The organism is Caballeronia sp. LZ032 (genome assembly GCF_031451315.1).
GTDB lineage: Bacteria > Pseudomonadota > Gammaproteobacteria > Burkholderiales > Burkholderiaceae > Caballeronia.
Window position 1 is genome coordinate 354,229 of the sequence record NZ_JARUXP010000005.1, and the last position, 12,719, is coordinate 366,947.

General features: G+C 60.2%; 10 protein-coding genes and 1 pseudogene. All 11 read right to left on the reverse strand.

The genetic code is table 11. The annotated features are described in order from the left end of the window. Positions 1–12 precede the first annotated feature (12 nt). Positions 13–1,641: a type II secretory pathway protein gene (locus QCE69_RS36315; RefSeq protein WP_309935742.1), complete on the reverse strand. Its 1,629-nt coding sequence runs from the start codon at positions 1,639–1,641 to the stop codon at positions 13–15. Between the two features lie 5 nt (positions 1,642–1,646). Then, positions 1,647–2,297 (reverse strand): toxin co-regulated pilus biosynthesis Q family protein, encoded by a 651-nt coding sequence (locus tag QCE69_RS36320; RefSeq protein WP_409021277.1) that lies wholly within the window; start codon positions 2,295–2,297, stop codon positions 1,647–1,649. Between the two features lie 5 nt (positions 2,298–2,302). After that, the gene (locus tag QCE69_RS36325; RefSeq protein WP_309935743.1) at positions 2,303–2,725 is read right to left on the reverse strand and encodes a lytic transglycosylase domain-containing protein; all 423 of its coding nucleotides are present in this window, start codon (positions 2,723–2,725) and stop codon (positions 2,303–2,305) included. Then, on the reverse strand, positions 2,722–3,984 hold the full coding sequence (locus QCE69_RS36330) for a hypothetical protein (protein WP_309935744.1): 1,263 nt from the start codon (positions 3,982–3,984) through the stop codon (positions 2,722–2,724). The genes QCE69_RS36325 and QCE69_RS36330 overlap by 4 nt, the downstream gene beginning before the upstream one ends. Then, positions 3,981–4,781, reverse strand: coding sequence for a transglycosylase SLT domain-containing protein (locus QCE69_RS36335; RefSeq protein WP_309935745.1), 801 nt, complete (start codon positions 4,779–4,781; stop codon positions 3,981–3,983). The genes QCE69_RS36330 and QCE69_RS36335 overlap by 4 nt, the downstream gene beginning before the upstream one ends. Next, positions 4,774–6,024: a TrbI/VirB10 family protein gene (locus tag QCE69_RS36340; RefSeq protein WP_309935746.1), complete on the reverse strand. Its 1,251-nt coding sequence runs from the start codon at positions 6,022–6,024 to the stop codon at positions 4,774–4,776. Before QCE69_RS36340 ends, QCE69_RS36335 begins: the two co-directional genes overlap by 8 nt. Positions 6,025–6,026: 2 nt before the next feature. Beyond that, positions 6,027–6,860, reverse strand: coding sequence for a TrbG/VirB9 family P-type conjugative transfer protein (locus tag QCE69_RS36345; RefSeq protein WP_309935747.1), 834 nt, complete (start codon positions 6,858–6,860; stop codon positions 6,027–6,029). A gap of 41 nt (positions 6,861–6,901) precedes the next feature. Further along, complete coding sequence (locus tag QCE69_RS36350) at positions 6,902–7,606, reverse strand: type IV secretion system protein (RefSeq protein ID WP_309935779.1); 705 nt, start codon at positions 7,604–7,606, stop codon at positions 6,902–6,904. Positions 7,607–8,313: 707 nt separating this feature from the next. Continuing rightward, a pseudogene (gene ltrA / locus QCE69_RS36355) lies at positions 8,314–9,524 on the reverse strand (group II intron reverse transcriptase/maturase). A gap of 808 nt (positions 9,525–10,332) precedes the next feature. Then, positions 10,333–11,472: a Replication protein O gene (locus QCE69_RS36360; protein ID WP_309788892.1), complete on the reverse strand. Its 1,140-nt coding sequence runs from the start codon at positions 11,470–11,472 to the stop codon at positions 10,333–10,335. 281 nt (positions 11,473–11,753) lie between these two features. After that, complete coding sequence (locus tag QCE69_RS36365; RefSeq protein ID WP_309935748.1) at positions 11,754–12,719, reverse strand: ParB N-terminal domain-containing protein; 966 nt, start codon at positions 12,717–12,719, stop codon at positions 11,754–11,756.

A 12,719-nucleotide genomic window follows, 5' to 3' on the forward strand; every position in this document is an offset into this window, starting at 1 on the left:
CTTACCTCGCGCTCACATCGACGGGACGACGGTTGCCGTCAGCATGATCACCTGGAACGTGCGTCCCTTGTTCCATGCGCCCGACAGACCACCGATGCCGTTGTTGCTGCTGCCGTCATAGCGGTTGCTTACCGCGCCATACAGCACTACCGTCTGTCCATCGGACAATGCGATGGTCTGGTCGTCCTTGTTGCCGAGGATGTCGGGCAACTGGATCTGCTGCAGCGTGTCGCCCGACCCGGTGCTGGTGGTCGTGAACGGTCCGTTCAGCTTCGAGCTATCACTCCAGTACGACAGGATGATCTGGTTGTGATCATTGACCGACGGCAGGATGTTCACGAAGTCACCGACCGTGACCGATCCCGGCTGCAGACCCGGTACGCCCGCGCTGCTACCGGAGATCGAGCCCACACTGGGCGTAGTAGCTGCCAAATACCCTTTCGTCTCAAACGATCCGATCGAAACCGGCAGTCCATTGAGCGTCATCTTCGTCTGGGTGTTGTCCTGAACGGTCTTGCCGAAGGAATTGAGGCCGCTAATGACTGCGTTGGTCCCTTCCATGGGCGAGCCCGGCTTCAAGACGGAGAGGCCGACCGTGCCGCCAATTGCGGTTGCTAACGACGTGGGCGAAGCGACCGTAACGGCATAGCGCTTCAGCCCGTCGGAGATGCGGTTGAACACGATGTCTGCACTGACGCCCGCTTGCGACGAGTTGCTCAGATCGACTTGAAGGGTACGCACGCGCAGCGCGACCTGACGCGTTGAGACGGCGTTCTCACGCGTGAGCAACGCGCCCATGCGATCGACGGCTTCCTTGGTGTCGCGAACCATCACCAAGCGGCTGTGCGGATTGACCACCACTTCGCCGAGCGGCGACTTCAGTTTCTCCAATTCCGACTGGATGATCGCGATCTGATCGAACGTGCCGTCGCGTCCAGTGGAGGTGACTGACGAGAACGAACCGGTGTTGCCCGACATGCCGCCCGTGGTGCCACCGGTCGCCTGGTTGCCGGTAGACGTGTCCGTACCCTTTGACATCGTCGACTTGATGGACACCTTGCCCGGGATCGCCGCAATGGTGAAGGTTTTGGTGACGAACCTGCTGATGGAAATGGTGCTGCCATCGAACGTCCAGTCGAGGCCCAGGTTTTCCGTCACGCCACGGAGATACTCGCCGACCTTGCAGTTGCACGCCTGCGCATAGACCGGCTCGACATTCGACTTCGCCATCGCTTGCGGCAGCATCGGCGCACCCTGCCCCCCAGCACCGTTCGTTCTAGGAATCAACGCGTCGCGTGGAATGAATACGTCCGGGCTCAAATGCACCGGATAACCGGTCGCCGTCGAGACGAGCGTGGCGATTTTGGACAGTTGCAGATTGCCCGGGAAGACAACCGACTTTTCGCGGAAGATCGCCGGCAACGTCGCTTCATAGGCGACCGGCACCAACCGGTCGCCGAGGAACGCGGTCGGCACTTCTTCAACAAGCGACATCGACTCCGGGCCATTGCCCATCGCGCGTGCGGCTTCGGCGCTGGTCGCGTCATAGGCATGGTTCACATCGGATTGCGACACGGCGCAGCCACTCAGCGATGCGGCCACGAGAATGGCAACGGCGGATTTGATTTTCGTGAGGCGCATGGCGATTACTCTTGGCAGTTGGCTGCGCGTGCGACGACGCGGATAACGTTATTGGTGTGCTTGCACACGCGCGTGGGCGTGCGCATGTGATTGGTCGCCTGCATCACTTGCGTGAGCACCGACTTGAAGTCGCCGGAGAACGTCGCGTTGAACTCCAGCGGCAAGTCATCGTCGATCTTCCAGGCGAGCTGCCAGCCCTGCTGCTGCAGCCAGCGATCAAGCGCGTTGCGCAAGTTGATGTCCTGCGGCGTGATCGAGAAAGACAGAACGCCACCGGGCGCCGTTGCGCCACCCTGCGACGGCACGATTACCGGCGCGACGTCCATCGCGCCAACTGGCACCTGCGCGGCGACACCGGGGAGTGCGACTGGCGCGGGGCCACCGATAGCGGCTTTGAGCGCGGCCGGAGCAGCAGGCGTAGCGGGAGCAGCACGAACGACGGGAGCAACCGGCGACGCCATCGCCAGCTGAGCGACAGGCGCCTTCGCGGCAGGCGCGGAGAGCAATTGCCAGCCGTCACCGGGCGGCGGTGCTAGGCGAGACTGGTCGGGGTCCGCTGCAGCAAGACCCGATACGGTCGTGAGTGCCAGACATGCGAACAAGTGAGCCACCATGCGCGCGGTGCGATGCGTTTGAAGAGAAAAGATAGGCGTCATGTTGGTCAGTTCGTACGTTGCAGGCGGCGGTAAATGTTGTTGGCGTAGATGAGCTGCTTGTTCGAAGAAACGGCGTTGTAGGCACCGACTGCTTTCCATGTCGGACCGAACTGCTTGATGTTCGAAGCCAGGATCCATGTCCCCACGTAGGCGTTCACGCAGGCATCAAAAAGGTGTTGGCGGCTGATGCCAAAGCGCGCCAGTTTCGGCAGCCATGACGAGTTGATTTGCATCAACCCAATGTCCTCGCTTCCATCGGTATTCCGGCTCGTGACATACGGGCGCATTCCGGACTCTTGCTGTGCGATGGCGCGTACTACCTGGACGCTCACGCGGTGGTAGCGCGCTGCATCGTCAAGACAATCCGCACGCGCATGCAGTGAGACGGCCGCGCAAAGCAGCGTTGAGAAGTAGATCATTCGGTTCATGACGCGGGCCGATCGAAGAACCGCACGTCATGTTTGCGCAGCACGTTGACGACGTTGCCGTCGGCATTGACGATGAACTGGTCGGCGGTGCCGTTGAACTTGTAATAGCGGCCCTTCTGCTCGCCCGAACCGATGTGCGCCACGTCGGCGACCGTCACCTTGCCGACGGTGTCGGCGAACTTGAAGAACGTCGAGCCGTTTTCTTCAAACACGCTTTGCAGAGCGGCCCTGTTCGCGGTGTCGAACTCATAGACGGTTCCGGCGACACGGGCGACTTCGACCTTGTCGGCGCCGTTGGAGATCGTGAAACGCTCTGCGCGGTTAAACGTCACGACCCCGGTCGCGTCATCCCACCACGGGCGCAGCGATTTGCCGTCTTGCCCGGTCACCTTCAACTCCGCAGCAGGCTTGGCGGAAAACTTGATTTGTATGTGGCGGTCGTCACCATCACGGATCGCCAACGCGCCAAGCTTCGCGGCAAGGATGGACCCTGATGCGGCGGGTGCGTCTGTGTCGGCTTTCTTCGCGATATCGGCAATCGGGTCCGCACCCGGAGTGACCCCCGACGAAGCAGCAGCAGGACTTGCCGCGACCTGCGACACAGGCGCAACATAGTTGACGGCCACTGACTGCGGAGCCGAGCGGCGCAGCGTGACGTGATGAGCGTTAAAGTCGACGTCTGCATACAAGTCGGAAGCGGCCACGAGCCGATCGAGCGACTGCATCCAGTTCTCACCATCACGCGTGCCGAAGCTCGCCGAGGTCGTCAGATCGATGTCCTTCTGTGCCGAGCCCGTCCATCCCTGCGGCACGAGCGCTTTGACCAGTTGGGCCAGCGGCAGCGTCGCGTTCAAAGGCCGGGTACTTTCGAGGCTGCTGCGCGGTCCAATCAGCGCGAGGCGGCCGGAGAAGCCAGTAAAACCAGAGGGCGTGTCGCCGCGCGCCTTGTCGCCGATGAAGCGATTGGCTTTCTTCCAGTAAGCGGTGGCGCTCGAGCCGCCCGCGGAGTAACGGATCACCTCGGGCGTGCCCGGCACAACGATGTACGGTCCCTGGCTATGTCCACCGTCCACGCGCAACGACTGGCCGGCACGCGGCTGGAAATACGTGTCGCTGCCATCGTTGAAAACGAGTGCCGGTCGCTCTAGCACATTGCCCGCGATCTCATAGTCGAAGTCGAGCGGGTCTGTGCCAGCGGCCGCCGCGTTCAGCGTCACTGCGGCAAGCGCGAGAGTAAGAAGAGAGAGCGTGTGCTTCATAGACCGCGTTCGATTTGAGAGAGGTGCTTCACGAAGCGCGCGAGGTACTCGCGGCCCGGGGCGGGATTGGCGCTGTGGTAGTACGCGACGGCCTTCACAGCGGAATGCGTGAGGCGGTAGTTCTCATTGAGGATGTCTTCGGCCACGCGGATATTCGTTGCCGGCGCGAGCGCATTCCAAGCATTCGTGAAGCGCTTACTGTGGTATCCCCAGTTGATCTGCATGATGCCGACGTCAAAGTCCGATCGGCCGTTGCTGATCAGGTAGCGGACCGCTCGATACGCGTCTTCGCGGGTGCGAAAGAAGAAACCGCGACCAGCGACGTTCAGCGTCCACGGCCATGCGCGACCGTTGTATGCAGACTCGTTGAGCGCGATGCCAGCCAGAATCTTCGGATCGACCGAGGTGTGCATGGCGTCGAACGGCGCCTGAGCGGAGGCACATGCCCAACCGCCGCGGCGCTCGGTGATGCTCGCTTGAGCCTCGTCGGATAGGTTCGCCGTGCGCAGCCAACCCGCCTTTACGAACAAGCCTTCGAGGCTGACCGGCGATCCGTCGATGCTGATCGCAACGCCACCGGCCGTGGCCTCAACCGTTTGACCCTCAAATCGGTTAGCCCACGCCAGAAACGGTTTCAGTCCACATGCGTAGACCGGCTCGCCGGGCAGCTCGACGATGGCGCGCTTCACACCGTCATCAACGACGATGCGAGTTGGGCTGATGATTGAATCGATGGTCGCCGCGTGTGCGCCCAACGCGATCACGGACAGACAGGCAGCGGCCAGCGCCTTAGTCATGGTACGGCTCCATGACGATATCCTGCGTCACTTGCACCAGAAACTTCTGGCCGGGTTCAACGGTGATCGTCGGCGGGATATTCTGGTTGCGCTGCATGACGGTCTGGGCCGTCGCTGCCGCGACCTGCCCTGCCGTGTCACCATAGGTAGTGACTCCGTTCGGCGTCGCCGTTGTCGCCGTCTGCGAGCTGCTGTCGAACGCCTTCAGCAAAATCGCCGTAATGAAGCCCGCGCCGAAGATCTTCAGAAAGTGGTTGTTCACATCGCCCGAGAACCCGGCGTAGCCGTTCTGGTCGGCACCCTGCATGCCGTTGAGCGGCACGCTCTTCCCGTTGGGCAGACGCAGACTCGTGGAAGCAACCAGCAGGCGCTCTTGGCCAACTTTGACGTCCGCGCTGTACATACCATTGATGAACGCGCCCTTCGGGATCATCAAGCAATCGCCGCGGAGGCTGTCATACACATCCTCGTCAACCATCAAGGACACCCGACCCGGCTTGTCCGAGTTCAGCCCTTCGACCGTCTTCACATGGATCACATGGGGCGGCGTCAACGTGCAACCCGTCGACCGGCCATTGAAGGTCGTGCGTTCGATGCCGCCTTGGGAAGCCGCATCTCGGAGGAACGCGCGGTCGCGATCTTCGGGCGCTTGTCCCTGCTTGGCCAAGGCGAGCGCCATCGCGTCGGGCGTGTTAGCGCCCGCAGCGTTCCGTGCAGCTCGCACCTCATCCAACGAAGGAACGCCAGCGGGCAGTGCGCCGGTCGCTTGGTTCGCCGAACGCGACGCGCCGGCCTGCTTGAAGATAGACGACGTATAGATCGCGTCTTGCGCCGCTCGGCGGGAAAGCTCGCGCGTGTCCGTGCCCGAGCCGTTGACTTCTTCCTGGAAGTCGGCGCCGGTTAGCATCGGTTTGACGGCGGGCTTCGGAGCCGCTGCTTCAGATGCGGCACGCGCGGCAGCCTCCGACGCCGCAGCGTCGCGCTGCTGACGGATCATCTGGTCGATGTCGTTGTTGTTCGCGGCAGTGGGCGCTTCCGTGCTCGACTTAAGCGCCGTCGCCTTCTTGATGCGCGCGTCTTCGTCGGCCTTGTTTGTCGCCTGTAGCTGGTAGTAAAAGCCCAGACCTCCGATCACGACAGCAGCAAGAATGCCGATGCTCATGATCGCGTTGCGCGGCGTCTTGCCTTTGACGAGTGCTTCTTGCTCCGCGCTGGGCGTAGCCGAGTCCGGTTTCTTCGCCACGATCAGAATACCCCGAACAAGCGGTGGCGGCCGCGCGTCACCGTGACCTCGTCCTTGCCGGAACGCAGAACGATCTCGTCGGCGAGACGCTGGAGGACGAGGAAGTCTCCACGGCGAATGAAGTTCGCGACGACGCGATCGCCGTGGTCGAGAATAAACGGCACGGGCCACTCCTGCGCTTTGGCAGGCATGCGCATCCAGACCGCATGGCCGTCGTCGAAGACAGTCTCCGGCGTGAACTCGGCGCGACCTTCGACGCTGTAATCCCAGTTCAGCTTGTCCGGCGCAACGCTGATGCTTCCGGAATCGGCACCACCGCGGCTGCCGTTGGCCGTCGCGTCATCGCGTGCGCTGACGCGGGCCATCGGCGCGCGCGGGTACTGAAAGCGCACGGTTTGATAGAACATGCCGCCCGCCGGCGAGGCGATGAGCGTGAAGTCATACTCGCGCAGATTCGTCGTCAGATGCAGTGTGTTGACGAGGTCAGCCTTGTGCGGCTTGATGAACACGTGGTTCATCTTGTCGTCGTCGACCTCCCACTGGACGCTGTCGCCCATCGCCGGGTCGGCGATCAGCTTCTCGCCCTTCTCCAGCTCGATCGTCGTTAGCTTGAGCGGCGCGGTCAGAACGCGGTAGATCTGGTCGCGGCTGTATGGAAACACGCCGATGCGCGCGTCGCCGGGCATCGTCAAAGGATCGGCGCCGCCGTTAAACGGATTGATCGGGCTCATGGGGTCGCCCGCGACCATCGCGGCATTAAACGCCGAGTCGCTCGCGGCTTTCTTGGCCACAGCCGGTTGAGCAAGCAACGCTGCGCACGCAGCGAGAATGCACATGCCGATGACCGGCCGTTTATTGAAAATGGTTGCGGTCATGCTTATGCGGTCCGCTCGAGGCGGAAGAACGGAATGAAGATGCCGAAGGGGTTCGTCGTCAGCGCCTGCTCAGCAGTGGGCGCGACGATCTGATAGCGCAGCGTGAGCGCGTACGACTTCACGTCCGGCTTGCCCGTGACGCCAGCCTGCGAGGTGGTCGTCGTGAATTCGACGAGTACAGTCGAGTCTTCTAGCAACGCGATGTTGCGCACGTCGACTTCGCGGATCAGTTTGGGGTTGGCCGTGATCTGCTGGAACGGTGTGTCGGCCTTGAGCCAGTCGCGGAACTGACCGGCTGCCGCGCCTATCATTTGCGCTTTCACCGAGTTGATGTTCGCGGTCATGCGCGAAGTCTCGAGGCAGTCCGACAACACCGGCTCAATCGTGAACCAACGAACGGCCATGTCTTTGACCGTCGTTCTCACCGCTTGCGAGTCGGGCTTATAGGCGACAAGCTCGGTCACGATGGGATGGCCGCCGGTGTCGGCAGACACGCCCACGACGCGAGTGACCGAAGGCGGTGGTTGCCGCGTCCACACGGCGCCGGCCGCGATGACAGCCAGGCCGAACGAAATCAGCATCCAGCGATTAGCTTCGAGCTTGAGCCTTGTGCTCGTCTCGAAAATCACCCTGCTTGGATCTTCTTCGGCGTATGAGCCGGGGGCCGCGGATAGCGCGGCCCGACGCTTGTTCTTGAAAAGACGCATGGCAACCCTTTGAATGGTCACCATTGAAACAGCGCGAGCGTCCTTTTTTTCTCCGAAAGACGATGAGTTTTGTGCGCCATTGCACTGTTTACCACTCGCGAGACGACTCCGCGACAACTACCGCTGCGCAACGCTATCCGGATAGCGGCACTTTCTGGAAATGAGGCACGAAAAGATATAGCTTTCGCTAATCCGCCAGCACTCGTTTGTTGTAGATGCCTTCACGGGGTGGTCGTCATACCAGGGTCGAAGTAGCAGAAAAGCGGAATCGGTATCGGCAGCTTTTCGACAGGACATCCTTCCAATGACGACCTAGCGGCTAGCGCGGATCCTACCGAACGCCATCTAGGTTGGTTGCGCGGCCAACGCTTCGTCGGCTGGCAGGGGCTACCCGCGTATCGCGTCCCAAAATCACCAAAAAGTGTGCCGGAAAAGGGGGGGTTCACTATCCGGCACACTTTGTAACAGAGTACTTACCTTAAGAAATCAAAGGCTTAGAAAATGACACTTATCCAAGTAGCGCTATCCGGATAGCGTTGCCATCAAGCCATCGAGGGCCTTGCTACAAACGTTTCATGCTTAGCGATTCACGGAGCGTCGTCAATAAGCTGGCTGCCTCCGAGTAGGCGAGGAGGTCGCCCCCCTCACCCCTCACAGATCCGGACGAGCCCAATTAAGGCATCCGGTTCCTCATCATGCAGATTCGCTCACGGTTTGGCGTAACGACGGACAATCCGAGGGTGCGGTAACGGGAATAGGGTGAGTATCCGCATGAAGGCAACCCATGGCATAGAGCGTTCGTTCGACCTTCGCGACAACCACTTACGCCAGATGCGGGCGACGTGATTCCGCAGAGTCGCCAGGCGCTCGAAATTGCCGCTGATGCCAAAGTAGGCATAGTGCCCCTTAAGCATTCGACTCAGACGCTGGTGCTGATCGCGAAGCGGCCGGGTCCGCATACCACGGCAGACACGGCTGACTGCTTTGAGCGTACGCGCGACGCGGTCTTTGGCGGTCAATTGCCGCACCATCGCACGGCCCTTCTCCGAAGTCACCCACACGTGAGTGAATCCAAGGAAGTTGAAGGTCGTGGCCAGCGGCTCTTGGTGGTCATCGTGCCCGGATTGGGGTTTGAAGCGGAAATCAACCATCTGGGTTTTGTCCGGATGTAACTCGAGTCCGTACTTGCCCAATCGCTTGCGCAGCACCCGCAAGACGCGCTCGGCATCGTCCTTGTGCGCAAGGATCACGACAAAGTCATCCGCGAAACGAACCAAGGTGCTTGGCCCACGAAGGCGCGGTTGCACCTCAGCGGCAAACCATTCATCCAAAACATAATGCAAGAACACGTTGGCCAAGCAGGGCGAAATCACCCCCCTTGCGGAGTGCCGAGCTCCGGATAAGACAACTGCCCGTTATCCAGCACGCCTGCTTTTAACCACTTGTCGATCAGTCGTCTGATTACGCCATCGGTGACTCGTCTGGCTAGAAGCTCTCTCAATCTGACTTGGTCGATGCTGTCAAAGTATTTCCGTACATCAACGTCAAGCACCCACTGTCCACCGCGATACATAATCCCCTTCCACACGGACCGCAGCGCCTCGTGAGCACTGCGACCGGGTCGGAAACCGAAAGAACAGTCGAGAAAGTCGTGTTCATAGATCGGCTCCAGAAGCATAACAATGGCGCGCTGCGCCACCTTGTCTTCGAAAGCGGGAATGCCGAGCCCACGAAGACTGCCGTCCGCCTTGGCGATGAAATGCCGACCGACTGGCAGCGCGCGGTATCGGCCTGACTTGAGCCGGTCGACGAGCCCAAGAAGATTCTGCGTGAGATTGACTGCATAATCCTCTCCGGACTGACCGTCAACCCCGACTGCACCATCCTTGCGCGTACAGTCGTAGGCATACCTCACCACACTCAAAGTCGATGTAATGATTTAACGAGGTGAACGCCATCTCGGGATCACTTCTGGCCAGCATGGCTATTCGTTCCTGTTTCGTTGACACGCTTTCAGGTTTCAAAGCACCTCCGTGTTTCCCATGAACGATTCTGCACCAACGACGCCCCCCTTCCCATCGACCGGGTCCGCTTGAGCGGCGTTCCCCGGCGTCACCGGTACTACGAGGGCGCTAAGACTTCCTGTGCCGAATGCGAAGTCGCTTATGGATTCGCTTCTTCGCTCCAATCCTTCTTCTCCACGTTTTGCTCCCTGCAGCGGAGAGTTCCGCAGGGTATGGCCCTGTTTATATCGCCCCGCGCCTCAGGGCCACGTAAGATTGGTCGAACACAGGACCTCCCAGGTTCCTGGGGAATCCATCCTCGTACCTTTGCCCTCTGCTCTCGGACCCCGGTTGGTCTGACGGGCCTCACCATTACGGCTCGCACAATACTGTCCCCACAATTTGAAAAATGAAGACACTAACGGTTGCTTCATATCGAGGCTCAATCACACGGCTTCAATACCCGCTGCCTACGCTTCAAGTAGTGCGTTACCGCACTCGCATGCAAGGCTCGCTTCCGGCTGGTGGTTAGCCTTTACCGGGAGGGCGTCGAATCCTCTGGACTCCAATGACTGGTTTCTGTCACCTACGACTTCCCCCAATCCCAGGCTTCGCCTGGCGCTATCAAAAGCGAAGCGCAAAACCTATGTCGTATAAGGTGTCGCGTTGGTCAACTTGGTAGAAGCTAAGTGCTTCGCAGTATCCGCTCTTTTCGCCTATTAATTAAGTTTTCCTAATGACGTGTCGAGCTCCCAATAAGCTGCGCAGTCCAGCAATGTGCTCCCGGATCTGAGCGGTAACCGGCGGCCGATCTCTGGCGCGCTCCGGTTCGGCCGCGAATCGAGGCGTCTGACCGAACGGCTGCAGATCGGCTTCGGTGGCCACACGGATTTGCCCGCGTGCTCGAGCCATAGCGAACGCCTCCTTCCATCCTGCCGCCTGGCGACCGATGCCCTCGTCGAGGGTGTAGACGACCATATTCTCGCCGTCGTGATCGATCACGTACTTGCGCTGGCCGGTGGCATCGACGAACGTCTGTCCGGCGCTCTGGCGGGCCAGATGTTCGGCTTCCAGCGTCCGGGTCAGTCGCGAGAGCTCTTCGGCCTTGGCATCGATCCGTTGGCGGAGCTGTTGAGTAAAGTCCACCGTGCTGCGTAGAAGGCTGCGCAGGTAGTTGATCGGTGCCTTGGCGAGCTTGAGGTGGTCCCACGTAGCCTCGACAACATCGGAGAGACGCTTGCCGTTCTGCCGTGCTTCGCGCATGAGTTTGAAAATCAAGAAATCAAAAAACCCCAGGGACCGCAAGCGTTGGAGGTCCTCAGGCACTTGGCCCGGTTGTCTCTTTTGAAAAAGAGCAGGGCTTAGATCCTTATATATTCCACCGTCTGCCAACTTGGCAGACGGATGCTCAACGGAAGCCTGCGCGGGCGCAGGAAAGGGCGTCTGGAGTTCTTCGGTGAGACCGAGAAGGCCCGCCGCGCGCTCAGTGAGATGGATGTATGCACGGCCGAAGAGACCGGCTTCGACGTAGCGCGACTGGGCACGACGATCGATCAGTCCGGCGGCCTCGAGGTCATCGAGGCTCCGATAGAAGGTGCGCATGGACTGCAGCGCGCGACCCGTGAGGAGCTCGCGGCGGGCGAAGATGGCGGCGAATGGCTTCGCAGCGTCGACGGTACGGGCGAGGGCCGAGAGAACCGCGCGCGCACGCGGAGGGATCCCTTCGATATGGGCGGCCCGGAATGCAGCACGGAAAATGACCCAAGGTAGATTGGTTGAGTCACAGCGAAAAGCGGTGAGGGCGGCCGAATCTTCGGGGTGTGTTTCACCCTCGCCAGCAACGTAACGTTGCGCGATAGACATGTCGAGCGGTCCATTTCTCAAAATGGTGGATTACGCTTGACTGCCGATCTCGTTCCGTTACACTCCGAGTTGCTAGGTGCTCGTTCCGGATTGGCGTCCGGGAGTGCCAACGGGTGAGGCGGCTTAGCCAAGCCCATTTCAAAAGCCTCCGGTTGCCGCCGGAGGCTTTTGTCTTTCTAGCGTGTTAGGTCATCTTTTGTGCTCACCTTTCGAAGTCTTGGCTTGCCGACAAGAGCTCGATTGCTAAGTGGTTGATTTCATTGACCCGCCAACTTGGCGGATCAACGCCCTTTCAGCTCTGCTTCGATAAAGTCGTGAATGCGCTGCGCCCACGCGTCAGCGTCTTCGCCGCCCTTTTCAGGGAAATTCACGCCTACTACGCCGTTTCGCGAGGTGATCTGGCAGACCGGCAATTGGCCGCGTTTGATTACTAGCGCCGGCTTTCTTTCTGACTTCTCTTTCTTTGCCGCGACGTGCGCCACTGCTTGCGCCTGGGTGAAAGTTTCACTCTCGACGAGTTTGCCGACTGCCTCGATAACGAGTGCTTCACGACCTTCTCGCGCTGCCTTGACCAGTTGCTCGACCGCTGCGCTCCCAAGCCGCTCCGGTCGTTGCGCCAGCGTTTGTTTCGCTGCCTCGGGGAGAAGATCAAACTTCATGATCCGACGCACATGTGTGTCGCTGATCCCGGCCGTCTTCGCCAGCTCTTCCTTGTTGATTCCGGTCTGTTCTTGGAGCGTCTTGAATCCCCAATACTTCTCGAAATCGGACAGGGCAGGGGAGAGCAGGTTTGAGAAGAGGGCGGCGTGCTCGATCATCGACTCGTCGATGTCGAGAACCATCGCATCAATCTCTTCGCGGCCTAGTTCCCGATAGATGGCTGCCCGGTTGTTGCCAGCGACAATATCGAATTCGCCGTCGAGGCGACGCGCTACCGTGATTGGCTGGGCGAGGGGGTAGCGTTCGAGATTCGCTTTGAGTTCCGCATATTCTTCAGTCGTGAGTTTGCGTCGTCGACCTTCCACCTCGTGGAGCTTGGCGACCGGGAGACGGGACGGGGCTCTCTCTTGAAGCGCCTTCTTGAGCTGTTCAATTTCTTGTTGCTGGCTATGCACTCGACCTTGCAGGCCGATCAACTGACCTGGTGCGGTGCGCGGGGCAACCGGCGGGAGAGGGCTGGCGGGCGCGTCGTCCTCGTCGAGATTGATGGAGCGAGCCTTGTCGCGTTGCCTAGATGCTGTTGACAT